Origin of the sequence: Acinetobacter sp. CFCC 11171, from assembly GCF_003268405.1 — a bacterium.
In the GTDB taxonomy this organism is placed as follows: Bacteria; Pseudomonadota; Gammaproteobacteria; order Pseudomonadales; family Moraxellaceae; genus Acinetobacter; species Acinetobacter amyesii.
This window is the reverse complement of the sequence record NZ_LQXP01000018.1, coordinates 45,850-69,701: the sequence shown is the minus strand read 5'-3', so window position 1 is coordinate 69,701 and position 23,852 is coordinate 45,850. Positions and strand designations below refer to the sequence as shown.

Annotated in this window: 24 protein-coding genes; 7 read left to right on the top strand and 17 right to left on the bottom strand. The window is 41.4% G+C overall.

What is annotated here, in order from left to right; translation table 11 throughout:
• On the bottom strand, positions 1 to 541 hold a 541-nt coding region (locus AVJ20_RS10265), incomplete at its 3' end, for an FMN-dependent NADH-azoreductase (RefSeq protein ID WP_111885134.1).
• A 98-nt stretch (positions 542 to 639) separates the two neighbouring features.
• Here AVJ20_RS10265 and AVJ20_RS10260 point away from each other — a divergent pair.
• Positions 640 to 1,551 (top strand): LysR family transcriptional regulator, encoded by a 912-nt coding sequence (locus tag AVJ20_RS10260; protein WP_078194112.1) that lies wholly within the window; start codon positions 640 to 642, stop codon positions 1,549 to 1,551.
• A 332-nt stretch (positions 1,552 to 1,883) separates the two neighbouring features.
• On the opposite strand, the gene pyrE is transcribed toward AVJ20_RS10260, so the two are convergent.
• Positions 1,884 to 2,534 (bottom strand): orotate phosphoribosyltransferase, encoded by a 651-nt coding sequence (gene pyrE / locus AVJ20_RS10255; protein WP_111885133.1) that lies wholly within the window; start codon positions 2,532 to 2,534, stop codon positions 1,884 to 1,886.
• 40 nt (positions 2,535 to 2,574) lie between these two features.
• Between pyrE and AVJ20_RS10250 the strand changes: the two genes are divergently transcribed.
• Both AVJ20_RS10250 and AVJ20_RS10245 read left to right on the top strand, forming a co-directional pair.
• Complete coding sequence (locus AVJ20_RS10250) at positions 2,575 to 3,393, top strand: exodeoxyribonuclease III (protein ID WP_078193225.1); 819 nt, start codon at positions 2,575 to 2,577, stop codon at positions 3,391 to 3,393.
• 629 nt (positions 3,394 to 4,022) lie between these two features.
• Complete coding sequence (locus tag AVJ20_RS10245) at positions 4,023 to 4,370, top strand: Spx/MgsR family RNA polymerase-binding regulatory protein (protein WP_111885132.1); 348 nt, start codon at positions 4,023 to 4,025, stop codon at positions 4,368 to 4,370.
• Between the two features lie 104 nt (positions 4,371 to 4,474).
• Here the strand turns inward: AVJ20_RS10245 and AVJ20_RS10240 are convergent, their stop codons facing one another.
• The gene (locus AVJ20_RS10240; RefSeq protein ID WP_078193227.1) at positions 4,475 to 4,912 is read right to left on the bottom strand and encodes a DUF2147 domain-containing protein; all 438 of its coding nucleotides are present in this window, start codon (positions 4,910 to 4,912) and stop codon (positions 4,475 to 4,477) included.
• A 155-nt stretch (positions 4,913 to 5,067) separates the two neighbouring features.
• Here AVJ20_RS10240 and AVJ20_RS10235 point away from each other — a divergent pair, with 155 nt between their 5' ends.
• The gene (locus AVJ20_RS10235; RefSeq protein WP_078190587.1) at positions 5,068 to 5,979 is read left to right on the top strand and encodes an alpha/beta hydrolase; all 912 of its coding nucleotides are present in this window, start codon (positions 5,068 to 5,070) and stop codon (positions 5,977 to 5,979) included.
• An 86-nt stretch (positions 5,980 to 6,065) separates the two neighbouring features.
• Here AVJ20_RS10235 and AVJ20_RS10230 read toward each other — a convergent pair whose 3' ends face one another.
• Positions 6,066 to 6,635, bottom strand: coding sequence for an FMN-dependent NADH-azoreductase (locus AVJ20_RS10230; RefSeq protein WP_078190588.1), 570 nt, complete (start codon positions 6,633 to 6,635; stop codon positions 6,066 to 6,068).
• Positions 6,636 to 6,916: 281 nt separating this feature from the next.
• Between AVJ20_RS10230 and AVJ20_RS10225 the strand changes: the two genes are divergently transcribed.
• Positions 6,917 to 8,083 carry a GGDEF domain-containing protein gene (locus AVJ20_RS10225; protein WP_257223027.1) on the top strand — a complete coding sequence of 389 codons (1,167 nt, stop codon included), beginning with the start codon at positions 6,917 to 6,919 and terminating at the stop codon, positions 8,081 to 8,083.
• Between the two features lie 34 nt (positions 8,084 to 8,117).
• Here AVJ20_RS10225 and AVJ20_RS10220 read toward each other — a convergent pair whose 3' ends face one another.
• From AVJ20_RS10220 to AVJ20_RS10200, 5 genes are all read right to left on the bottom strand, one after another.
• Entirely contained in the window at positions 8,118 to 8,786 is a 669-nt protein-coding gene (locus tag AVJ20_RS10220) for a glutathione S-transferase family protein (protein WP_111885130.1), read from the bottom strand.
• 2 nt (positions 8,787 to 8,788) lie between these two features.
• A complete protein-coding gene (dsbD, locus tag AVJ20_RS10215; protein ID WP_111885129.1) occupies positions 8,789 to 10,585 on the bottom strand; it encodes a protein-disulfide reductase DsbD in 1,797 nt (598 codons plus the stop codon).
• A gap of 54 nt (positions 10,586 to 10,639) precedes the next feature.
• Complete coding sequence (locus AVJ20_RS10210; protein WP_111885139.1) at positions 10,640 to 11,410, bottom strand: transporter; 771 nt, start codon at positions 11,408 to 11,410, stop codon at positions 10,640 to 10,642.
• Positions 11,411 to 11,424: 14 nt separating this feature from the next.
• On the bottom strand, positions 11,425 to 11,967 hold the full coding sequence (locus AVJ20_RS10205) for an ankyrin repeat domain-containing protein (protein ID WP_111885128.1): 543 nt from the start codon (positions 11,965 to 11,967) through the stop codon (positions 11,425 to 11,427).
• A 128-nt stretch (positions 11,968 to 12,095) separates the two neighbouring features.
• Positions 12,096 to 12,461 (bottom strand): HPF/RaiA family ribosome-associated protein, encoded by a 366-nt coding sequence (locus tag AVJ20_RS10200; protein ID WP_111885127.1) that lies wholly within the window; start codon positions 12,459 to 12,461, stop codon positions 12,096 to 12,098.
• Between the two features lie 495 nt (positions 12,462 to 12,956).
• Here AVJ20_RS10200 and AVJ20_RS10195 point away from each other — a divergent pair, with 495 nt between their 5' ends.
• Both AVJ20_RS10195 and AVJ20_RS10190 read left to right on the top strand, forming a co-directional pair.
• Entirely contained in the window at positions 12,957 to 13,694 is a 738-nt protein-coding gene (locus tag AVJ20_RS10195; protein WP_078190594.1) for an outer membrane protein OmpK, read from the top strand.
• 100 nt (positions 13,695 to 13,794) lie between these two features.
• Complete coding sequence (locus AVJ20_RS10190) at positions 13,795 to 14,295, top strand: GNAT family N-acetyltransferase (protein ID WP_111885126.1); 501 nt, start codon at positions 13,795 to 13,797, stop codon at positions 14,293 to 14,295.
• 17 nt (positions 14,296 to 14,312) lie between these two features.
• Here AVJ20_RS10190 and AVJ20_RS10185 read toward each other — a convergent pair whose 3' ends face one another.
• The 8 genes from AVJ20_RS10185 to AVJ20_RS10150 all read right to left on the bottom strand — a co-directional run bounded on the left by AVJ20_RS10185 (position 14,313) and on the right by AVJ20_RS10150 (position 23,813).
• On the bottom strand, positions 14,313 to 14,795 hold the full coding sequence (locus AVJ20_RS10185) for a DUF1877 family protein (RefSeq protein WP_111885125.1): 483 nt from the start codon (positions 14,793 to 14,795) through the stop codon (positions 14,313 to 14,315).
• 354 nt (positions 14,796 to 15,149) lie between these two features.
• Positions 15,150 to 15,848: an urea ABC transporter ATP-binding subunit UrtE gene (gene urtE, locus AVJ20_RS10180; RefSeq protein WP_111885124.1), complete on the bottom strand. Its 699-nt coding sequence runs from the start codon at positions 15,846 to 15,848 to the stop codon at positions 15,150 to 15,152.
• 10 nt (positions 15,849 to 15,858) lie between these two features.
• Entirely contained in the window at positions 15,859 to 16,680 is an 822-nt protein-coding gene (urtD, locus tag AVJ20_RS10175; RefSeq protein WP_111885123.1) for an urea ABC transporter ATP-binding protein UrtD, read from the bottom strand.
• Entirely contained in the window at positions 16,677 to 17,750 is a 1,074-nt protein-coding gene (urtC, locus tag AVJ20_RS10170; RefSeq protein WP_111885122.1) for an urea ABC transporter permease subunit UrtC, read from the bottom strand. Before urtC ends, urtD begins: the two co-directional genes overlap by 4 nt.
• Before the next feature lie 4 nt (positions 17,751 to 17,754).
• Positions 17,755 to 19,389 carry an urea ABC transporter permease subunit UrtB gene (gene urtB / locus AVJ20_RS10165; protein ID WP_078190598.1) on the bottom strand — a complete coding sequence of 545 codons (1,635 nt, stop codon included), beginning with the start codon at positions 19,387 to 19,389 and terminating at the stop codon, positions 17,755 to 17,757.
• 95 nt (positions 19,390 to 19,484) lie between these two features.
• On the bottom strand, positions 19,485 to 20,771 hold the full coding sequence (urtA, locus tag AVJ20_RS10160) for an urea ABC transporter substrate-binding protein (protein WP_111885121.1): 1,287 nt from the start codon (positions 20,769 to 20,771) through the stop codon (positions 19,485 to 19,487).
• A gap of 374 nt (positions 20,772 to 21,145) precedes the next feature.
• Complete coding sequence (parE, locus tag AVJ20_RS10155; RefSeq protein WP_111885120.1) at positions 21,146 to 23,026, bottom strand: DNA topoisomerase IV subunit B; 1,881 nt, start codon at positions 23,024 to 23,026, stop codon at positions 21,146 to 21,148.
• Positions 23,027 to 23,213: 187 nt separating this feature from the next.
• A complete protein-coding gene (locus AVJ20_RS10150) occupies positions 23,214 to 23,813 on the bottom strand; it encodes a YqiA/YcfP family alpha/beta fold hydrolase (RefSeq protein WP_111885138.1) in 600 nt (199 codons plus the stop codon).
• Positions 23,814 to 23,852 lie beyond the last annotated feature (39 nt).

Genomic DNA, 23,852 nt, shown 5'->3' with positions numbered 1-23,852 from the left:
ATGGTTTAATATCAGTGCCTTCAGCATATATAAAATCTACCTTATCAATACCAATTAATCCTAATACTGCTATTAAATATGCCGTAACAGCATCTGTTGGAAGATCTTGATGAAAACCACCACGTGAACTAAAGATAATTGATTTAACACCTTTAATTAATCCTACGGGTGCGGTTTCTGTATATTGAAAAGTTACTCGTGCTCGTGCAATTAAGTCGAACCAGTTTTTTAATTGGGTTGGTACATTTAAGTTATACATTGGTGCTGCAATCAATAATAGATCACAATCTTTCAGCTCTTGAATAAATTGATCAGAGAGAGCTACTGCTGCTTTTACCTCAGGTTTTTCATTCGCCTCTCCACGTAAGGCATTAAATATCTCTAAGTTTAATACTGGTAAGTTCATAGCTCCTAGATCATGTTCAATTATTTGGTCAACATAACCACTTTGCTTACGTCTATATAAATATTTATTAATGAGCTGATTACTTAGAGATTTTTCCTGCATAAAACTAGATTTGATAACTAAAATTCTGTTCATAGTAAGGTTCCTAATATGAATTTTAATTAGATTATCATTGATAAATTGGATACAAAAGTGATAATAAATCAACTCATTGATTCCCAATTGGAACTAATATGCGTGTTAATGATCTGAAAAGTTTGATGGCATTTATTAGTGTTGTTGAACAAGGAAGTTTTACTAAAGCATCAGAAAAATTACATCTGACTCGTTCCGCTGTCAGTAAGATGATTTCAAAGCTTGAGGTACAGCTTGGAGTAGTACTTTTTAACAGAGATACACGTCATTTAGCTCTCACAGAAGAAGGTAGTATTTTCTATGAACATAGCCAGCGGGCTGTACAAGAATTATTAATAGCTGAGACATTATTTGAAAGTAATAATCAAAATATTCAGGGAATGATACGTATCTCTATGCCTGTATTATTTGGACAAAAGTTCATAGTTCCGATATTAAGAGACTTAGCAGATGAACATCAAAATTTGAATATGGTTCTTTCTTTTAATGATCGTTATATTGATTTAATTGAAGATAATTATGACCTAGTGATAAGAATTGGTAATTTAGAAGATAATAGTCAATTAATGGTTAAAAAGATTTCTGAGCATGCAATGTGGCTCTGTGCCACACCTGAATATTTAAAAAGATACCAGGTTCCTGAGAGCATCAAAGATTTAGATAACCATCAGACTATTGGATATTTGAAAAATGGGCAGCTTGAAAAGTGGATATTTCAAAGTTCTCATCATAAAACTATGAAATATTTGCCAAAAAATAAAGTTCAAATGGATGACATAAAAAGCATATTAGATTATGTACTAATGCATGGAGGAATTGGTTGGTTACCTTCCTGGTTGATTCAAGAATATATACAAAGTGGTCAATTAATACACCTACTTACTAACTATTCAAGTACTAACTATCCTATTCAAATTGTATGGAAAAGATCAAATTTCTTACCAATACGTGTTCGTACTACCATTGATAAAATAGCTTCATCAATACAAAAAGATAGCGTCATTAAATAAGATTTATAAGAGAGAAATTCTAAATTGATAGTAATACAAAATCTTTCTAGTTTAATTTTTAAACACGGATTTATTAAGCTTTCCTAAAATTAACATAATACACCTTATACGAAATTCTATTTTTATTTATTATAAATCATAGTGTTATACAATAGAGAAAAAACCCATCATCTCCGGTTGGGCTTTTTTAATGATTTTTCACGTTTCTTTACTACCAACCAATCAATTGTTCCACGTTTTTGATTAGCTAAATTCAACATTCCTAATCTCAAAACTACACAAAAAAAGGAAGCTTCCGCTTCCTTTTTAACAACCTTAAAATCTAAAAAATCTTAGATCCCATACTTCACACGGTACGCTTCCATTTTCGCTAAAGCTTCAGTTTCACCTTTAGCCTCTAAGAAAGTCATTAAATCTTTCATAGTGATTAAAGCATGTACAGGAATTTCTAACTCTTTTTGTACTTCTTGAATCGCAGACAAATCGCCCTGACCTTTTTCTTGACGGTCTAGCGCCACCAATACGCCCGCAATTTGTGCACCGGCATTTTTCAGAATAGTCACTACTTCACGAATCGCTGTACCCGCAGTGATCACATCATCAATAATCCAGACTTTTTTACCTTCAACAGACGCACCAACCAATACACCGCCTTCGCCATGGTCTTTCGCTTCTTTACGGTTAAAGCCCCAAGGTACGCTCACACCATGGTTCTGTGACAGTGCGACAGCCGTTGCTGCTACAAATGGAATACCTTTGTAAGCTGGGCCAAAGACCACTTCCACATTATCGCATTGTGTTAATTTAGCTGCATAGCCAGAAGCCAATAATGATAAGGCTTCACCATCGTTCAGTAGACCCGCATTAAAAAAATAAGGACTCACACGACCCGATTTTAAAGTAAACTCACCAAATTTAAGCACACCACGTGATAATGCCAGTTCGATAAAAGCTTGTGGATTAAATGCCGCTTGCGCTGTCATGAGGTGCTCCATTTTTTTAAGTTTGAGGTTAAACCTGAGCATGATACCAAAGAGTAGCTATCCAAGTGATCAAAAAATTTTACGTGTCGTTTCAATTAATGTGAATGGCCTGCGTTCCGCTGAAAAAAAAGGTATTTTTGACTGGATGGCAACTTCAGATGCCGATGTCATCTGCATGCAAGAAAGCCGCATTACCCATGAACAATGGACCGATAAATTTAAACCCGAAGGTTGGTTTACACACCTTTTCCCTGCAGAACGCCCAGGCTATGCCGGTACTGCGATTTATAGCCGCCTACCTTTTGTTTCAGTGACAGATGGTTTAGGTTTTGAATTGGCAGACACTCAAGGCCGCTTTATTTCTGCTGAGTTCGATTTAGGACTTGGACAAACTGCACATATTTGCTCGCTCTACCTGCCTTCTGGTTCATCGGGTGAAGAAGCTCAGGCGCGCAAAGACCTATTTTTAGGCGAATATCAACAAATTTTGAAGCAATGGCGTGCTGAAAATAAGTCAGTGATTGTTTGCGGTGACTACAACATCGTACACAAACGTATTGATATTAAAAATTGGTCTGGGAACCAAAAGGCTTCAGGCTGCTTACCACATGAACGTGCATGGCTCGATCATATTTATGATGAGCTTGGCTATGTCGACACCTTCCGTGAGGTACGTAAAGAAGCCGAGCTTTACTCTTGGTGGTCTAACCGAGGACAAGCGCGTGCCAAAAATGTGGGTTGGCGTATCGACTACCATGCATGTTCACCAGACTGGAAAGAACGTACAGTCAATGCTTGGATATTTAAAGATGAATGGTTTAGCGACCACGCCCCTGTGATTATTGATTATAAAATTTAAGCTTCCAACAATTAATTGAGTAAACAATTGTTTACTCAATTAGAGCTTATTTCTCACATTACATGACGAATTTGTGGATTTATCTCATAACTTGAACATAGCATTATGGTCGCACGGCAAAGGGACATGTCAGGATGACATAAAAGGATTGGACGCCGAAGGAAGTATAAAAACAAACTAAATGATTTAGCTTGTTTTCAAGGATGTGACAATGGACGTTGGATTGAGACCCGCATGATCAGGATGATTAAATGCGGGTTTTCTCTTATCTAGTCCCCACATCTATAGACTCAAACATCCCCCAAATAAAACAGCTAAAAATTCGATCTGCAGAGCAAATTCTTATTCTCGCTTTCTTTCTACTTTTGACTATGTAACCTTAAGCTGAATTTTCTAGTTATCGCAGCGCTTTCTTTTCTGAGCATCATTTTGTTCTGTAGGCTATTCTAAAAGACCAAAATGTCGTTTTGATGACAATACCCAATATTTATTACATGCGACTTTTACAGCAAAACCTTTATTTCTCAATCCACATCCAGATCGAGCTTTGAGCATTGATGAATTAGCCTGTAGGATAATGCTGAATTGTATTTTTATCTTATTGTTTGAATAATTAAGGACACCTGTTCATGCTTAAAATTTATGGCATCAAAAACTGCAATACCATGAAAAAAGCTTTCGACTTGCTCAACGAATTAGGCCTAAGCTACGAATTTCATGACTATAAAAAACAAGCGATTGATGCTAAAACCGTAAAAAAATGGCTCGATGCCAAAGGCGCTGATGTGATTCTCAACAAAAAAGGCACAACATGGAAAAAACTCAGTGAAGAAGAGCAACGGATAGCCTTAGCCAGTGAAGAAAATTTGATTCAATGTTTAATAGCGCATAGCAGCATGATTAAACGTCCTGTACTCGATACAGGTAGCGATTTATTGGTTGGCTTTGATGAAAGCGCTTACCGTGCATTGAAATAAATTTTTTTATCACACTCATGCACGGCTCTAGTTCAATTGTGGCTGAAAATAGGCTATAAAAAAGCCTGACATTGTCAGGCTTTTTTTGTTTGAATCATGTCAAATTAGTTGGCACGAATCCATGTTTGATTACGACCTAAAGCAGCAACGCCAATAAAGCCGCGAAGCTCTAGTTTTTTGCCACCATCAGCCAATTGACCTTTTAACTTGTAAGTTTTACCTGATTGAGGATCCAAAATTGAACCATCTTCATAGCTTGTACCACCTACATTTTTAAGACCTGTCACAATACGTAAGCCTTTTAATGATTTATTGTGATATGGGCCTTCACATTTTTTACAAGCGTTCTCTTCACCTGGCGTCAAAACTGACTGAATGCTCGCAGAAAGCGTACCATTTTTTTGCTCAGTGAATTTTACAATCGCTTTTGGCTGCTTGGTTTTATCATCAATGGTTTTCCAAGTTGTACCATTTAGCGGATCTGCAGCATTTGCAAATGCGGCTAAACTCATCAATCCTAATGCTAGTGCAATTTTTTTCATTTTTGTTTATTTCCCTGGTCTGATATAGACGACATTAGTATCCAAAAGTCACAACAATTTATCAATTTTTGTATGTGACCGTTTAGTGTAACCTTGTAATTTGTGTTGGTAAATATGCTCACACGATTCCAAAAATAGAAAAAGATGGAAAGACAATGAAGATATCGCCACTGACGAAACAACTGATTACAGAAAGCATTTTAAAAACCACAATTCGTGGGCCGAGCCAATTCAATTTACCGCCCAATACTTTAAGGTTTGCTTTGGAACAAATGTGTCGTGCATTTCCCCAAAACCCCGATGTACAAATTCGTCCTATTCGCTTAGCCGGCTTAAAAGCCGAAGAAATCAAACCACAACAGGCATCGACCCAACTCATTTTTCATATTCATGGGGGCGCATTTTTCTTGGGTTCGATGAACACGCATCGGGCGTTTCTGACTCAAGTTGCGGCACGCACGCAAATGCAAGTGTTACATTTGGATTATCCTTTATCCCCAGAAGCACAGTTCCCTGAAGCACTCGATGCCCTTTTTGATGTGTATGCGGTGTTATTAGATCAAGGGGTTCAAGCCAAAGACATTATTTTGTCAGGCGACTCTTGTGGTGCAAACTTGGCGCTTGCCTTAGCCCTTAAAATTCAACAGGAACAGCTTCCACAAGTCAGTGGTTTGGTGTTGATGTCACCGTTTTTAGACTTGACCCTGAGCAGTGAGTCCCTACGCTATAACCGTAAGCATGATGCGCTGTTAAGCATAGAAGCCCTCGAAACAGGTATTGATTATTATGTACCACGCTCGGTCGATCGAGCTGATCCATTGGTCTCGCCTTTTTTTGCAGAGCTCAAAGGACTACCTCCGATTCATATTCAAGTGGGTTCTAAAGAAATTTTATTGGATGATGCGCAGCGTTTTAAAGTCAAAGCAGAAGAAGCCGGCCTAGATGTCGAATTCAAGTTATACACTGGCATGTGGCATAACTTCCAAATGTTTAGCCCATGGTTTGAAGAAGGACAGCGTGCGCTAAGTGATTTAGCCGATTTTGCACATCGACTGGATCAGGATTAATCGCTGAAAAATAATCACTGAAATGGATCAAAGTCACCATAAAAAAAGGTCAGCAGATGCTGACCTAAGAGGGAAATGTCAATCTGTTAAATGGCTTGAATTTGAGCCTGAGCTGTCGCCATTGCCTGTGCTTTCATATCTGGTCCCATATTGACACCTTCGGCACGAATCACATCAATATCACTGACACCTGTAAAATTAAACACGGCTTTTAATAAACCTTCTTGATAATCTACAGGGCTGTTATCGCCATACACACCGCCACGACTGCTGGCAATATAGACTTTTTTGTCACCTGCCAAACCCACTGGACCTTGTTCTGTATATTTAAAGGTACGACCTGCAACACTGATACGGTCTATCCATGCTTTCAAAGTTGATGGCAAACCGAAGTTATACATAGCAGCACCAACCACAACCACATCGGCATCCAAATACTGTTGTAACAGTTGCTCGCCTAAAGCCGATTGTTCTGCATTCTGACCCATCAAAATTTCACTGCTGAGATGTGGAATCTGCTGTACAGCTAAATCGAGATGCTGAACCTGTGCAGCATCCCCATGTTTTTGCTGTAGCTGTTGTACAATTTCAGCGCTAAGTTGACGCGAAACTGAAGCGTCGCCCATGATGCTTGAATCAATATGCAAAATTTTCATGACTAAAACCTAAAGCTGTTGTTATTAACTTGAGCCTAGTGTAATCACTTTTCATAAATAGAATAATCCCGATCCTTATGACACTATGTTTTATTTTTAGAACAATCTTTTTAAACTCGTAAAAAATTTAAAATTACTGAGCGGTTCTTGACCGTTATCAAGTGTAAATTTTCATGCTAATGTAAGCCTATAAAATGATATCTATATAAACTTTAAGAAAAAAACTGATAACTCGAACAGGGCAATGACACAGGATGACGGTGAAATCAAGCATACGTGACATGATCCTTCGCAATAGAATCGCCCAGTATTTACTGGAAGATGAAGTGGTCATGAATTGGAGCATCCTGAAAAAGTGTATGCTCATGCTGATGCTTGGCTCAGCCATTCATCTGCTTTGGATCATTTGGAAATTTTATGTTTATGTCACGCCAGAACTTTGGCAGTGGGTTAACCTTGAGCTCATCCACTCTCAATTGTGGACCAACATCGTCTTTTTTAGCCTAATGGTGCTATTGATTTGGCCTTGCTATGCTGGAAAAGAAAACCAAAAAATTCAGCTTGTTTTACCTTATCTTTCGGTCGGCTTATTCGTCATTTCTTTATGTCGTGATGGTTATTTAATTGGTGTCATGAGCCCAGCCACCATGATCTCCTACGTGAGCCTAGTGACCGTTGGATTAGTGCTATTTACACGAAAAATCGTCTATAGCATGCTGATTCCAGCCACGATTTTTTTATCTATTTGCATGTATTTAAGTATTCGCGGCATTATTCCCTATGCCCCGATTTTTCAACCTCATGCCTATGGCTATCAAAATAGTTTTTGGCTCTTCTCAATGATCTTTTTCATTGTTCCTATTTTATTAACCTGTCTGGCTTTATTTGAAATCTTACTGACCCAATGGCGTCACCGTGAGCATTTGATTCAAAAACTCAGTCAAGTCGACCCACTGACCAATTTATTTAATCGACGCAGTATCAATCAGTGTTTGGAACAGCTCGATAGTGCTAAAACAGATACATATGCACTGGTCTTGTTGGACTTAGACCATTTTAAACGCATCAATGATGAATACGGACACGATAAAGGCGATGAAACCTTGATTCTCGTCAGCCAAGTATTAAACCAACATTTACGCGGTAGTGATGTGGTTGGGCGTTTTGGCGGGGAAGAGTTTATTTTGGTATTAAAAAACTCTAACTTAGAACAAGCGATATTCATTGCAGAGCGCTGTCGAAAAGCCATTGAGCAGCTTGAAATTTGGGGACATGACGGTCAGTCAATTCATGTGACAGCCAGTTTTGGCATTGCGATTTCTACGCCAGAATTGGTACCGCAACAATTACTGACCCATGCAGATCAGGCGCTATATGCAGCTAAAGCTGGTGGTCGTAACATGGTCATGGCGTACACAGAACAACAAAGCTTTAGCCATTTGGTTTAAAACTTTTATACAAGTCAGACGTGGCGTTGAGCTTTTAACGTAAATACTGTTCCATACGACGGACTGGCTGTTCCAGTTGAGCAGCCGTGATCCATGCCACCACAGAAGGATGCTGCAAAATCTTTTGCATATAACGCTGTGTGTTGTCACTCACAGGTAACCGAAAGGTCTGTAAACGTGTCACCACGGGTGCAAAAAACGCATCAGCAATACTAAATTCACCGCATAGAAAGCCATCCACCGCAGGACGACTCGACCAAATCTGTTCGATTCGCGCTACTTCAGTACGTAATTCAGCATGTTCAGACCATAATCTCTGACCATAACGACCATAATCCGCCTGCAGATTCATACTGCATAAGCTACGCAATTGCATAAAACTACTGTGCATTTCCGCGCAAATACTACGTGCCCATGCGCGTTGCGCGGGATCTTTAGGCCACAGTGGAAGATCTTGAAACTGCTCTGCCAAATATTCACAAATTGCCAATGAGTCCCAAATCATCACACCGTCATGTTGCAGTAGGGGCACTTTACCATTGGCATGTAGGGCTAACATTTGTTGCTTGAATGCTCCGCCATCTGCTTCTTCAGAAAAAGGAATCAAGATCTCTTGAAAGGGTAAATTAAACGCGTGTAACACCAACCACGGTCGCATAGACCACGTCGAATAGTTTTTATTGGCAATATATAATTGCATCATTTTTATTCTCCACGCGATTTAAATTTTTCCAATTGCGCTAGCAATTCTTTCTCGCTAAAAGCGCCCGTTAAGCGTAGTCCACGTATCTCTTGATGCGCTGTATCTAAAAATAAATAGGTCGGTGGCCCTAAAATATCCCATTGATTGAGCAGTACTTGATGGGTTGCATCATACTGACTCAAATCTAACTTAATTAAGTAATATGGTGCCAAAGCCTGTTGCACTGCTGCCGATTTTAAAACTTTATGTTCAATCGGCTGACAGGCCACACACCAATCGGCATAGACATCAATAATCGCGGATTGACCTTGAGGAATTTCACTTAACAAACGTTGAAACTCTTCCGCTGTATGTGCCACATGCCAAGCACTTTGTTGTTGATTTTCTTCGACTAAAAAACGTTGGCTGTGTTGATATTGACTGTACACAATATAAGGTACAGCTGCACAGAACACCAAGATATACAACCATTTGAGCTGAGTACTGCGCCATAAAATGCGCCAAAGCACATAAGCGCTAAACACCAGCCCCAGAGCAAGGGATAACCACTGTAACCAAGCTTCACTGATCAATGGTCGAATAAAATACAAAGCTAATGCCAACATGATGAAAGCAAAGAGCACCTTGATTTGATTCATCCACAAACCCGCTTTAGGCAATACCCGTGAGCCAAGGACACTGGCCAACAATAGCGGGGTCCCCATGCCAAAGCCGAGGGTGAATAACAATAATGCACCTTGCCACTGACTTTGGGTTTGGGAAATGAATAATAATGCACCTGCCAACGGTGCTGTCATACAAGGACCGACTAGCAATGCTGAAATCATCCCCATGACTCCAGCGCCAACGAGACTACCGCCCTTTTGCATCGACTGCGCTTGGTCTAAGCGATTGACCCAACTGCGTGGCAATTTCAGTTCAAATAAACCAAATAAATTCAGGGCAAAAACTACAAAGAGCACGCTAAAGGCAATTAAAGTCGAGGGTTGTTGCAACCAACGCTGGAAATTCAAACCTGCAGACGATGCCACCAAGCCGAGAATGGCATACACCATCGCCATACTGGTGACAAAAGTCAGTGCAATCATCCATGCTTTTAAACCTCGGCTGTCGCGGACAATCAGTGAGGTTAAAATCGGCAGCATTGGCAATGAACATGGGGTAAAAGCCAACAAAAAACCCAAACCAAAGAACAGCAATAAGCCATAAAAAATCGAGCTTTGCGCTAATTTTTTAGACCACATTTGGTCGCTTGCAGTATAACGTTCAGAAGCCAGTGCAGCATTATCTGCCCGCTGCTGATCTAAACGATTCGCCATAGGCTGTTCGACAGTATTTTCTGCTGCGAAGTCGAGTAAGCGTTTATTTGGACTGGCAAGATTTTGCTGTGTGACCAAGCCAGAAGCATCCGTTTCAAAGCTGATGCTCTGTGGTGGATAACACACCCGATCCTTGGCACAGCCTTGCCAACTGACTTGATAGGTCTGCAGTTTTTGAGTCGGAATTTTAAAACTCAACTGTTGGTAATACACCTGCGTATGACCATAGTTATCGTCTTTTAAATCCTCAGCAGCAGGCAAATCCAAAGCTAAAACTTGATTGCCCTGCTTCACCTCTATTTTGTGCTGATACAGATAATAATGCGCTGGAATATCCCAATTCAGCTCCGCCTGATCTGCACGATCAGAGACGACCGAGAAAGGAAAAGCATCTTCAGCTGAAAGTAATGCATCCTGAGCAGAGACGCCCATACTGAACGACAGCACTGCCGCTGCCGCAACATAAGTCCATTGTTTCATTCAGCTGAATTCATCCTCAGTCTGTATTTATACGTTTTAAAATTTAAGGTTCTTTTAGAACAGGTAAGATACGCCTAAACCTGACTGATAATTTTTATGACCGCCAGTGAGTTCTAGACCGACGCTCGCATCTAACTGCATACGATCCGAAACGGCATACGTCAAACCTGATGCTAATGACACTTCCTGATCGGTACTCTCTGCTTTGCGATAAACCAGCTCAGAAAAACCCGATAAATTACCCGCAATGTGATATTCCAATCCAGGAATAGCACTCACAGCCCAATCACCATCTTGAACTTCGTAACGCATGGTCATTGAAGTCCCAATTGTATCGCTATAATCATAAGCCACAGCGGAAGTCAGACTATAAATGTCATCTTCAGCACTAAAGCCTTCATTGCCTGTTGCAATAATGGCTTCTGCAAGAATGGCCATCGATAATTTCTCATCATTCAAATCAATGGCTTTTTTCAGGCCAATGCTGACATCACCCAAACCATCTTCTTCAACTGAGCGACCCGCAACTTTGGTTTTAGACCATGCAGGACCTTGCCAACCCAATTGCAATTCCAAATCTTTTGCCAAACCAGTACGGAATAACATGTCTGCATTTAAAGTGGTGTTTTTTACTTTTTCACCATTGTCATCACGACTTTCACTATAGCTCGCTGCTGGCAAACTTTGTTCCCATGCCAAACGACCTACAGGGGTAATGCCTGTGCCCATACCCGCGCCCGGACGGTCAAATGAAAAATCCGCCGCAAATGCAGACAGGCTCAAACTGGATAATGTTGCAATGCTTAAAACTTTAAATACAGTCATGTTTTTACTCACAATTATGCTAATTCTTTGCTCATTTTTGCGCCATGGCTACGCAAAAGCTCCAAGGTTTGTTTTTCTTCTTCCAATGCTTCCGACCAATTTACCGCGTCAAAATCACAGTCAAAAAATAATTCGCTAATCGACGACAAAATGGTTAAACCATCGCTATCAATCATATTTGGATTCACTTTTTCATCCAATAAGCGCTGTACCGCAGGGACACATGCTGCACTCGCGGCGTCCCATAATGGACCATAAATTTCTTCAGCATCCCATAAATGCACATTGGCTTTGGCTTGAATCAGCGCTTCCAAGATTTGCATATGTACGTCTAAATGTTGTGTTTTCTGTTCAGCTGTTAAGGGTTGACCTGCTTCATACGCTTCGCAAACCATTTCCCACCATTTAAACAAACCATCAGACCATACAGAAACCGCAGGTCCTTTTTCAAAATCGATAAAATTTGGATTTAGACCATCTGCCAACAGGCGTTGCACCTGTGCAAGATCTTGTTCTTCTAACGCTTGCACAAAAAGCTGTTGTTGCGCTGTTAACATCGGGAAAGCTCACTTCAATTTATTTTGATCTATTATGCCGAATAAAGCCGCGTTTGTTTGAATTTCATGTAAAACAAAATACAAAACACACAAAAAAAGCCCCGCAGGGCTTTTTTAAATTTTGAGACTTATTCGTCATCTACGCTGTCATCTGCTTCAGCAAAAGCAGGTTGTGTACTGCGTGGGTTCTCTTTCTTTTCGAACACATGTTCAAGACTACGTTTAAGTCGATCAATTGCACCGTGAATAGCTGTATCTACATTATGACCACGATGGTTGACCACGACAGGCTTCAAACCAGCAGGACGCGCTTCAATCATACATTTAATGTCGTCGCTACCGCCCTTGTCCCCATTTTCATCACTTAAATGCACCGAAAAGTGAGTAATGCGTTCACTATGGCGCTGAAATTCTTCATTAAGTTCTGCACGAACGTATGTAATTAATCGATCACTATTAGGAATGTTTTTATCTGTACGGATTTCTATGTTCATAATATCATCCTCATATCTATCTGTAATATCTATAAATATTTGTGCAAAACTTATTATCTTGGCACGTTACATTTGCTGTAAATGTTACAGCAATGACCATCTTCAACTTTGTATGGAACGTCGTCCTCCACATTGAATGATGAACACTTTAGAGTCTGCAGATCCGTGTCCTTATACTTCGAATATCGGTCTTAAGTTAGAATTTTGCAAGTGCTATTTTGATATTTTTTTAATATCCATACAAAAAGTAAGACTTTATTGTAGATTTGCATTGTTTTAATTGATTTGGGTCATATTTTTGTGCATTTCCTCAACGCCCACCTTCTATTTGTACAATTCCACTCCAACTCAAAATCTCGCTTTTACCGTCATTGATCATTCACGGCATATTTCCCCTTCAAATTACAAAACAATTTCCCGTTGAGTAAAATTTGGCTTTATTTTTGCTTAATAATCTGTATGCTTTCAGTGCTTCTCGGGGGGAGATATTTTTTAATGAAACTTACACAAATCGTTGCATCATGTGCATTAGCATCTGCTGCTGCTTTCACTCAAGCTTCACCTATCGTATGGCAAGATTTCAGCTTAACTGGCTTATATGGTGAAAACTATGAAGTTGGTACTGAAGACCGTACAACGATCACAGCCGAATATGCAGCTAAACTGAAATATTCAGATGTATTCTTCTTCGTTGACCAACAATTGGATGGTAACGATGATCAATCAACTTATGCAGAATTAGCGCCACGTTTAAGCTTAGGTGAAGTTTCTGGTAAAGACCTTTCTATGGGTCCAATCAAAGACGTTCTTATTGCAACGACTTGGGAACATAATGCCGGTTACGATCACCACAACTCTGAATTTAACAACTTCTTGTACGGTGTAGGTTTCTCTCTCGATATTCCATATACACAATATGCGAATGTGAACTTCTATAAAGCGGCTAACGACAAAACTAAAGATGATTATCAAATGACAATCACTTATGCAGTGCCGTTCAAATTAGGTTCAGAAGAGTTTTTAGCAGATGCCTTCCTAGACTGGTCTACTGCTGAAGCAGACCATGCAAGTGAATTAAACTGGACATCTCAGTACAAATGGAATGTGGGTAAACACATTTCACCAAAAACTAAATTATATGTTGGTATCGAACATTCAGTTTGGAACAACAAATTTGGTATTAAAGGCGTAGACCAAAACGATGTCAGTGCTTTGGTGAAATACCACTTCTAAGTTCGACTCAGAACGCGATGAAGAAAAAGCAAGGTTCATCACCTTGCTTTTTTTATGCCTAAGTTTTTAAATTGACTTTATTTTTATCAGAAATTTGCGCATGTCTTTTCTCATTCGACCTGCAATTCCACAAGACTTAGCGGCCATTCTCGCAATCTATAATCATGAAGTTCTCAACGGCTTTGCGACATGGAATGATCAAGCCTACAGCCTCGACTCTTTTCAACAGAAATTGCTGGAATTCCAAAAGCAAAATTTTCCATTTGTGGTGATTGAAGATCAGGATCAACAGCAAATCGCAGGTTATGCTGACTATGGTTCTTTCCGTCATTTTGCTGGCTATCGACATACTGTTGAGCATTCTGTCTATATTGACCCAAACTATGCTCGACTGGGTCTCGGTCAGCAATTATTAGAGCACCTAATTCAGCATGCCAAAAGCCAAAATATGCATGTCATGATCGCTGGCATTGATCACGGCAATAGCGCCTCGATTGCCCTGCACAAAAAATTAGGCTTTAAGCAAACAGGTTATATGCCTGAAGTGGGACAAAAGTTTGGTGAATGGCGTGATCTCGTCCTGATGCAACTTCAGTTATAACCCGTGTTGAGCTGTGTTTATGGTAGTTTATCCAAACGAATACCATCTTGTATCACACTCAGCACCGATAGGTTATGACGCACCGCATCACGATAAAGGTCTTGTAACTGTAAAAAAAGCAGTTTTAATTCGGCCAATTTGAGCTCTTGCTCAGGTGCGGTTTCTGCAATCGTGACCAAATAACGTTTTTTGATTTCATCCACGCTTAACTGTTGTAATGCCTGCTGGATTTCTGCAACGCGAACTACAGTATTGTAATGCACTGCTAGGCTCAGTCCCGGGCGTCGCTCTGACAATGGATGTTCTGCCTGAATGGCATAACTCGGTGCCGCAGCTGAATCACTGTTCAGGCTTAATAATGGATTCAACTCTTGCCACGCTTCCCCTAAAAATAAGGAGTGTTGTACAAAAGGTGAATCCAAGACATCTTGAGGGGTTTCTGCTTCTAAAATCAGTGTTTCCAAATCATTCGGTGGGATCAAATATAATATCGCGTCCATATTCTTATCTTCTTGTTATGTCGTACATTTAGATTAATGTAATCCACACAAAAATAAAGCAGATATTTTGTATATTCGGCCGCATTTGATCGAATACTGATGGATTCCAATTCACCTTTTACCCAAGTTTCAGTACTGCGCTTAGCATCATTTAAGCACTAGATGCTGAAGCTTCAAATGACAATGCTGAGAACAACTTAAGCTTATGGCTTAAAACAAATTTTTTTTGAAGCCCCTCGTTTTTTTGATGCCACTGCCATGACCAGCAACGATTTTTTGATCTTAGTAAATTGAATTAAAAGAGTAACGAACTTGATTCATACAAGCCCGCCACACATCGTAGTCAACTAAATGTTAAATCGCCACCAGTTCCCGAATGCCTTTTTCAGGCATTTCACTACCGACACCTTGTGCAATCACTTGCCCCCGCGCCATCACGGTATATTCATCTGCAAGTTCTTCTGCAAAATCATAAAACTGCTCAACCAAAACAATCGCCATTTCTCCGCCATCGGCTAACTGACGAATCACACGACCAATATCTTTAATAATCGAGGGCTGAATGCCTTCGGTCGGTTCATCTAAAATCAATACCCGTGGTTCGGAAGCAAGCGCACGGGCAATCGCCAATTGTTGCTGCTGACCACCAGATAAATCTCCACCTCGACGATGTTTCATTTCATCCAATACGGGGAAAATCTCATAGAGATGTTCTGGCACTTTTCGGGTCTTAGCGCCTTTAAATTTTGCCATCCCAATCAAAATATTTTCTTCAACGGTCAAGGTCGAGAAAATATCCCGTCCTTGCGGTACATAAGCCAATCCTTCGCGTACACGTTGCTCTGGACTCAGTTTAGAAATGTCTTTGCCATCCAGTAAGATCTGCCCAGACTTGATCGGTAAAATGCCCATTAAACATTTTAAGAGGGTGGTTTTACCCACACCATTTCGCCCAAGCACCACTGAACACGCCCCCACGGGAGCGGCAAATGTCACATCCCTTAAAATATGACTGCCACCATAAAACTGATTGACGTCTTTGACTTTTAACATGGTCTGCTCCTTAACGTCCGAGATATTTTTCAATGACATCTTCATTGGCTTGGACTTCGGCCAATGTACCCTCGGCCAAAATCGCACCTTGCGCCAATACGGTGACTTTTTCACTGATGGTGTCAATAAAGCTCATGTCATGTTCAACCACAACAAGGGTATGGTTCTTTTTCAACTCTAAACACAGCTCTGCAGTGCGCTCTGTTTCAGCATCGGTCATCCCTGCTACAGGTTCATCCAGCAAAATCAACTTTGGACGCTGCATCAGTAGCATGCCTATTTCTAACCACTGCTTTTGACCATGTGACAACAGCCCTGCCGGTTTATGGATCAATTCTTCTAAGCGGATTTGTGCTAAAGATTCGTCCAAGGCATTTTGCGCATCTGGATCAAGCTTGCTGAAAAAACTCTTTTTCACCCGTTTATCTTTCGGTGCTGCCAATAACAGGTTTTCCATCACAGTAAAATTTTCAAATACAGTAGGCTTTTGAAACTTACGACCAATTCCAGCTTCTGCAATTTGCTCCGTGCTCATTTTTGCCAAATCATAGGTTTGCCCAAAAAAAGCCGAACCTTCTGTTGGGCGAGTTTTCCCTGTAATCACATCCATCAGCGTGGTTTTGCCTGCACCATTGGGACCAATGATGCAACGCAGCTCACCTTCTTTGATATATAACGACAAATCATTTAATGCGCGGAAAGAATCAAACCAAACGCTGACTTTTTCCAAATACAGGGCAATCCCGTGACTGAAGTCCGCACCCTGCTCTTTCGGTCGTCCATAACCTTCAACAGCGTGACCTCCATGCGGTTGAACCCATTGATCATTCATTCGCTGCGCTCCTTTTTAAACCGCACTAATAACCCAATCACACCTTTTGGCAGGAATATCGTTACCACAATAAACAGTGCACCTAAAATCAATAGCCATGCCTCTGGATAAGCCACCGTGAAATAGGTCTTCACCCCATTGATTAAACCTGCTCCCAAAATCGGGCCAATCAGCGTACCGCGCCCCCCTGCAGCCACCCACACTGCCATTTCAATCGAATTGACAGGGTTCATTTCACTCGGGTTAATCATGCCGACTTGAGGGACATACAAAGCACCTGCAATCCCTGCGATCACAGCGGACAACACCCATGCAGAGAGCTTGTACCATAAGGTGCGGTAACCTAAATATTGCAAACGGTTTTCACTGTCACGAATTGCACCAAGTACACGACCATAGGGTTTATTCATCAGGTGACGTAAACCGACAAAACAGATAAGCAAAGTCAGTGCCGTGAGGAAACACAAGGTTGCACGCATTGGTGCAGAGGTAATATCCATACCTAAGATGGTTTTAAAACCGGTAAAGCCGTTGTTACCGCCAAAGCCGGTTTCATTGCGGAAAAATAGTAGCGCAGCGGCAAAAGTCATGGCTTGGGTAATAATTGAAAAATACACGCCTTTAATTTTTGAGCGGAAGGCAAAGAAGCCAAAAATGAAGGCAATCAATCCCGGAACTAAAACCACCAAAGCCAATGCCCACACGATATGTTCAGTACCCATCCAGTACCACGGTAGCTCAGTCCAACTCAAAAAGCGCATAAAATCGGGTAAGCCATCGCCTGCCGCTTCGCGCATGAGATACATACCGAAGGCATAGCCGCCCAAGGCAAAGTACAGACCATGTCCCAAACTTAAAATACCGGCATAGCCCCAAACCAAATCTAAGGCCAATGCCACCAAGGCGAGACACATAATCTTGCCAATGAGCGTGACCCAATACGCTGATAAATGCAGTGCTGAATCGGCTGGCAATACATGTAACCAAGGCAAAATCAGCAAAATGGCAAAGCACACGGCAAACGCCATACCGCTATAGGGTTTATCCGATAATAACGAAGTTATTTTCATGCGCTTACTCCACAAAACGGCCTTTGATGGCAAACAAACCTTGTGGACGTTTTTGAATAAACAAAATCACAAGAACCAGTAGAATAATTTTCGCTAAGACTGCACCCATGCCGATTTCCAACACTGTGCCACTGACACCTAGACCTAAGGCCGCCAGTACTGCGCCCCATACTTGGCCAACACCGCCAACCACAACCACCAAGAACGCATCGATAATATAGTTTTGTCCTAGGTCAGGACCGACATTGCCGACTTGTGCTAAGGCACAGCCTGCAAGACCTGCAAGCCCCGAACCTAAGCCAAAAGCCATCATGTCAATGCGGCTAGAACGGATACCTACGGCCTGTGCCATTTGACGGTTTTGCGTCACGGCACGAACAAATAAACCAAAGCGGGTTTTATTCAGCAAGTAAACCAGTAATAGGAGTACCGCAACGGTAAAGCCAATAATGGCAATACGGTTATAAGGCAGCATCAGACTCGGTGTCACAGCAATGCCCCCTGACAGCCATGAAATATTCGACACCTCAACGTTCTGCGCACCAAAAACCATGCGCACCACTTGCATTAAAATTAAGCTCACACCAAAGGTGGCTAATAGTGTTTCCAATTGACGGCCATACAAGGGACGAATAACAGTACGTTCAATCAACATGCCGATCAAAGCACTTACAATAAATGCAGCAGGAATCGCGGCAATCAAGTACCAATCGACATAGCTACTGAGATAACTCTTAAACAGGCTTTGCACCACATAAGTGGTATAGGCCCCGATCATGATCAGTTCACCATGCGCCATGTTAATCACGCCTAGCAGACCATACGTAATGGCTAAGCCCAACGCCGCCAGTAGTAAAATACTGGCCGTGCTCAGTCCAGAAAAGACATGTCCAGTCCATTCACTGGCCTGAATACGAGTTTTAATATTGCTCTTGGCTTCTGTCAGTGCAGCTTTTAACTCGGGATGCAGGTTGGCTTGTTGTAATTCCTGTTCCACCATCGCCAACACATCAGGACGGTTAGAATCTTGCAGCACTTTAGCCGCCTGTATTTTTTGTAATACATCAGGGTTTTGATAATCCAAGCGTGCTTTGAGCTGCGCTAAACGGGCTTTAACTTTGTTATTTTTTTCATTTAAATACAATTGATTAATATTTTTAACATCCAACTCAGCCAAGTTATTTTCTAAAATATCGATCGCATCTAAACGCTGGTTTAAATCATCCGATTGCAGCTTTTCTTTCGCTTGCGCAAACGTTAAGGCTTTACGAAGGGTATTCACCAAGGTGACTTGAGATAAATCGGCAGGCCAATCCGTCACGGTTTGCAAATCTGGATAGCTCAATAATTTTTCGTCAGTTTCTAAAATATAGGTTTGACCGCTTTGACCACTATATAACTGATCTTTTTCAACCAATGCGGCCAACTGATCTAAGGATTCAATATCGCCCGGCCATTGATTGAGTAAGCTGCGTCGCTCGGTAAAACTCCCGCGAACAAATTGCTGAATGGCGTCACCTTGCTGCACAGATTGCACCGTAGGCACCACATCTGCTGCAGTTTCTGCATGCACAATTTGCAGACAGAATAATTGGCTCAGGAATAGAAAAAGGATCGGGAAATTGCGTAATTTTTTCATCTTATAAGCATCCCTATTGAGTAATAGAACAACCCCATCTAGGGATCACATCAAAACATGCCCACTACACAATGGCAGCAGGCATTCAGATTGAATTATTTAGGGATGTACGGGCTCCATGGCTCTGCAGCTATGGTTTTTGCGGTTTTGTGTACCACATCAAACTGACCATCGGCACGGATCTGACCAATCATGACTGGTTTATGCAAATGATGGTTCGACGCATCCATTTGCAAGGTATAGCCCGATGGCGCTTTAAATTCTTGGCCAGTCATAGCTTCACGCACTTTATCGACATCTGTGCTTCCTGCTTTTTCTACCGCTTGTTTCCACATATTGATGCCGACATAGGTAGCCTCCATCGGGTCATTGGTCACAAATTTATCGGCATTTGGCAGTTTGTATTCCACGGCATACTGCTTCATTTTATTGGTGAATTCAGTATTCACTGGATTTTTCACTGACATGAAGTAGTTCCACGATGCCAAGTGTCCGACCAGCGGCTTGGTGTCGATACCGCGTAATTCCTCTTCACCTACAGAGAACGCCATCACTGGAATATCCGCAGCTTTGATGCCTTGGTTGCCCAATTCACGATAGAACGGCACATTTGAATCGCCGTTAATGGTCGAGATCACAGCAGTCTTTTTCCCTGCCGCAAACTTCTTCACATTGCCCACAATGGTTTGATAGTTGCTATGACCAAAGGGCGTGTATTCTTCCATGATATCTGCATCGGCAATGCCTTTCGACTTTAAGAATGCACGTAAAATTTTGTTGGTAGTGCGTGGGTAAACATAATCTGTGCCCAACAGTACAAAGCGTTCTGCCTTACCGCCCTCTTCACTCATCAGATATTCAACAGCAGGAATCGCTTGCTGATTCGGTGCCGCACCTGTGTAGAAAATATTTTTAGACTGTTCCTGACCTTCATACTGAACAGGGTAGAACAATAAGCCATTTAATTCTTCAACCACGGGTAAAACCGACTTACGAGATACCGACGTCCAGCAACCAAAAATCACGGCTACTTTGTCTTGGGTAATCAACTGACGGGTTTTTTCCGCAAATAATGGCCAGTCCGATGCCGGATCAACCACCACTGGTTCTAGTTTTTTGCCCAATACCCCGCCATTGGCATTAATTTCATTAATCGCCATCAAGGCCGTATCTTTTAGAGAAGTTTCTGAGATCGCCATCGTGCCTGACAGCGAATGTAAGATCCCCACTTTAATGGTGTCACCACTTGCTGCAGCGGCTTTTGGTTCAGATGCAGCGCTTTCTGTTTTTTCTTCTGCAGGTTTTGAACACCCCGTTAAAGCAATCGCCCCAGTCATCGTTGCCGCTAAAATACTTTTAGCAAATACATTGCGTTGAAACATTATTCACACTCCCAACCTAAGCTTGTAAGTCACATTTTTAAAATGCATTTGTTGTCTTTCATCACAACAGAGCAATTCAATAACTGTGCCAAGCCTTATTTTTTATTTTGATTGAGTGCTGTTATTTATTTTTAAATATTATTTTTCATATAGTTATAATAAAAAACTTTGCTTGTAATTTTTTATGGTTCGATCCAAACACCGTAAAATCACCGCAAAGATGCATACAAACTTGTATCCAACATTTGACCTATAATTGAACAATTTTGCGACGTTTTTCAAAAAATACGGTGTTTTAGCACACAAATCATGCAGCTTTTCCTACATTTGAAGCAAAAAAAAACCACTTGCGTGGTTTTTTTCTTATTGCCCTTTTAAACCGCCAAATCGGCCAAATTACCCTTCTGTTCCAACCAATGCTTACGGTCTGAAGAGCGTTTTTTCGCCAATAATTTGTCGAGTAAACCTGAAGTAAACTGTACGTCATCCAAGTCCAGTTGCACTAAACGACGTGTATTGGGATCCATAGTCGTTTCACGCAGCTGACTCGCGTTCATCTCACCCAATCCTTTAAATCGAGTGATTTGAGGATTTTTGGTTTTACATTTCTTTAAGATGCTTTCCAGTTCATCTTCATCCAAGGCATAGTGCACATCTTTATTGTCATCTATACGGAACAGCGGTGGCATCGCCACAAATAGATGTCCTTCCTCAACCAAAGTATGGAAATGTTTGACGAACAGTGCGCAAAGTAAAGTTGCAATGTGCAAACCATCCGAGTCGGCATCGGCCAAAATACAAATTTTGCCATAACGTAATTCAGATAAGTCATCACTACCCGGATCTACACCAATCGCAATCGCAATATCATGTACTTCTTGCGATGCTAAAACTTCATCAGAAGACACTTCCCAAGTATTTAAAATCTTACCTCGGATCGGCATGATCGCTTGGAAGTTCTTATCACGTGCTTGCTTAGCAGAACCACCTGCAGAATCCCCTTCCACAATAAACAGTTCTGATTCTTCGAGGGTATGCCCCACACAGTCCGCCAATTTACCTGGTAAAGCTGGACCTGAAACAATCTTTTTACGTTCAACTTTTTTCGCAGCTTTTAAACGGCGACCGGCCTTGGCAATCACCATTTCTGCCAGTTGCATAGCAATATCGGAGTTTTGATTCAGCCACAGTGCAAAGGCATCTTTGGCAATATTTAACACCACACTAGAGGCTTCACGGCTTGAAAGTCGTTCTTTAGTTTGACCCGAAAATTGTGGCTCTTGGAATTTTAAAGACAGAATAAAGTTGACACCATCCCACACATCTTCGGCAGACAGCTTCATATTACGCGGCAACAAGTTACGTAATTCACAGAACTCACGAATCGCATCTGTCACACCCGAACGTAAACCGTTGACATGTGTACCGCCTTGCGCAGTTGGAATCAAATTGACATAACTTTCTTGAATCTGTTCGCCGCCTTCAACGTTCCAGCAAATGGCAAATTCAGCACTAGCACGTTCAGCTTCACCAGTCGCCACAAATGCAGGAACAGGAACGATGTCACGGTCTTGTAGCTCATCCATCAAATAGTCGACTAGACCATTTTCAAATTGCCATTCGATCTTTTCGTTGTTGATTTGATCGATATAAATAATCTGCAAGCCTGCCGCCAAAACAGCCTTGGCTTTTAAGTTGTGTTTTAAGGCTTTCAGCGCAAATTTAGGCGAATCAAAATATTTGGCTTCAGGCCAAAAATGCACGGTAGTACCCGTTGCACGTTTAGCGCATTTACCTTCCAACACCTCAAGCGGTGCCACAGGAACGCCATGTTCAAAGGCCATTTTATATAGATTGCCTTGACGCTGAACTTCCACTTCAACACGATCTGACAGTGCGTTCACCACCGAAATACCCACACCGTGTAAACCACCTGAGAATTGGTAGTTATCGGTACTGAACTTACCACCGGCATGTAATTTGGTCAGAATAATTTCAATCCCGCTTTGACCATACTCAGGATGAATATCAACAGGCATACCGCGTCCATTGTCTTCTACCGACAAAGAACCATCTTTATAAACCGTCACAGTAATTTTGTTGGCATGACCTGCAAGCGCTTCATCGACGGAGTTATCTATCACTTCCTGTGCCAAATGGTTTGGTCGTGTAGTGTCTGTATACATACCCGGACGACGACGTACCGGATCTAGGCCAGATAAAACTTCAAGTGATTGAGCCGTATATTGCGTCACGTTGCAAAATTCCCTGCTTTTTGGTTAAAACATTTCTTCAAGCGCTACAGTATATGCTTTTTTATTAAAATGCATATCTCTTGCGATCAGCCGCCATTTTCTTAAACAATTTAAACGTCAAATGATGTCGTAACTGCCCATTTTTTGTATGTTGGATCTAACTTTTCAGCATTTGTATTGGATCATTTTATTTAGGCATATTTTTGACAGCATCAGATAAAAACTGCAAGAGCATCGGTATTTTTTCTGCAAAATCATCCATGCCATGCGTTCCACCCACCTCAGTGATCAGCATAGCCGTGCCGGCTTGAACCGCACTATAAAAACTAGTGGCATCACGATAATCCAAGGTTTCATCACCTTGTTGGAGCAAGACCAACAGTTGATCTGCATTTTCAACCTTAGATACAGCCAAAGCCTGCATTTGATTGAGCTGTGCATCATCCAAGCACCACGTTTCAGTCACCTGATAAGGCAATGCCGTCTCACCAAATAAATCACGAAATAATTGCCATGGATAGACCGCAGGATTGATGAGCACCGCAGGAATGTGATGACGTGCCATCAACTGCGTCGCATAAAAGCCACCTAAACTGCTACCGACCAAAACCACATCATCCAAACCTTCAATCAGCTCTGACATCTGCTGCATTACCTGTAGCGGTGGCATATTCAAATCTGGCAAATGCACATGCAGACCATTTAAGTCTGCGCAATGGCGCCGCAATATCTGCCCTTTCACTGAATTTGAGTTACTTTGAAAACCATGCAAATACACAATATTCATCATTTTGATTCCAAATTGATCTTTAAATTGCTTTAAAAG

What these genes read in the sequence shown, in the direction of transcription:
- AVJ20_RS10260 (WP_078194112.1), top strand. Translation starts at nt 640, where the DNA reads ATGCGTGTTAATGATCTGAAAAGTTTGATGGCATTTATTAGTGTTGTT.
- pyrE (WP_111885133.1), bottom strand. Translation starts at nt 2,534, where the DNA reads ATGACAGCGCAAGCGGCATTTAATCCACAAGCTTTTATCGAACTGGCA.
- AVJ20_RS10250 (WP_078193225.1), top strand. Translation starts at nt 2,575, where the DNA reads ATGATACCAAAGAGTAGCTATCCAAGTGATCAAAAAATTTTACGTGTC.
- AVJ20_RS10245 (WP_111885132.1), top strand. Translation starts at nt 4,023, where the DNA reads ATGCTTAAAATTTATGGCATCAAAAACTGCAATACCATGAAAAAAGCT.
- AVJ20_RS10240 (WP_078193227.1), bottom strand. Translation starts at nt 4,912, where the DNA reads ATGAAAAAAATTGCACTAGCATTAGGATTGATGAGTTTAGCCGCATTT.
- AVJ20_RS10235 (WP_078190587.1), top strand. Translation starts at nt 5,068, where the DNA reads ATGAAGATATCGCCACTGACGAAACAACTGATTACAGAAAGCATTTTA.
- AVJ20_RS10230 (WP_078190588.1), bottom strand. Translation starts at nt 6,635, where the DNA reads ATGAAAATTTTGCATATTGATTCAAGCATCATGGGCGACGCTTCAGTT.
- AVJ20_RS10225 (WP_257223027.1), top strand. Translation starts at nt 6,917, where the DNA reads ATGATCCTTCGCAATAGAATCGCCCAGTATTTACTGGAAGATGAAGTG.
- AVJ20_RS10220 (WP_111885130.1), bottom strand. Translation starts at nt 8,786, where the DNA reads ATGATGCAATTATATATTGCCAATAAAAACTATTCGACGTGGTCTATG.
- dsbD (WP_111885129.1), bottom strand. Translation starts at nt 10,585, where the DNA reads ATGAAACAATGGACTTATGTTGCGGCAGCGGCAGTGCTGTCGTTCAGT.
- AVJ20_RS10210 (WP_111885139.1), bottom strand. Translation starts at nt 11,410, where the DNA reads ATGACTGTATTTAAAGTTTTAAGCATTGCAACATTATCCAGTTTGAGC.
- AVJ20_RS10205 (WP_111885128.1), bottom strand. Translation starts at nt 11,967, where the DNA reads ATGTTAACAGCGCAACAACAGCTTTTTGTGCAAGCGTTAGAAGAACAA.
- AVJ20_RS10200 (WP_111885127.1), bottom strand. Translation starts at nt 12,461, where the DNA reads ATGAACATAGAAATCCGTACAGATAAAAACATTCCTAATAGTGATCGA.
- AVJ20_RS10195 (WP_078190594.1), top strand. Translation starts at nt 12,957, where the DNA reads ATGAAACTTACACAAATCGTTGCATCATGTGCATTAGCATCTGCTGCT.
- AVJ20_RS10190 (WP_111885126.1), top strand. Translation starts at nt 13,795, where the DNA reads ATGTCTTTTCTCATTCGACCTGCAATTCCACAAGACTTAGCGGCCATT.
- AVJ20_RS10185 (WP_111885125.1), bottom strand. Translation starts at nt 14,795, where the DNA reads ATGGACGCGATATTATATTTGATCCCACCGAATGATTTGGAAACACTG.
- urtE (WP_111885124.1), bottom strand. Translation starts at nt 15,848, where the DNA reads ATGTTAAAAGTCAAAGACGTCAATCAGTTTTATGGTGGCAGTCATATT.
- urtD (WP_111885123.1), bottom strand. Translation starts at nt 16,680, where the DNA reads ATGAATGATCAATGGGTTCAACCGCATGGAGGTCACGCTGTTGAAGGT.
- urtC (WP_111885122.1), bottom strand. Translation starts at nt 17,750, where the DNA reads ATGAAAATAACTTCGTTATTATCGGATAAACCCTATAGCGGTATGGCG.
- urtB (WP_078190598.1), bottom strand. Translation starts at nt 19,389, where the DNA reads ATGAAAAAATTACGCAATTTCCCGATCCTTTTTCTATTCCTGAGCCAA.
- urtA (WP_111885121.1), bottom strand. Translation starts at nt 20,771, where the DNA reads ATGTTTCAACGCAATGTATTTGCTAAAAGTATTTTAGCGGCAACGATG.
- AVJ20_RS10150 (WP_111885138.1), bottom strand. Translation starts at nt 23,813, where the DNA reads ATGAATATTGTGTATTTGCATGGTTTTCAAAGTAACTCAAATTCAGTG.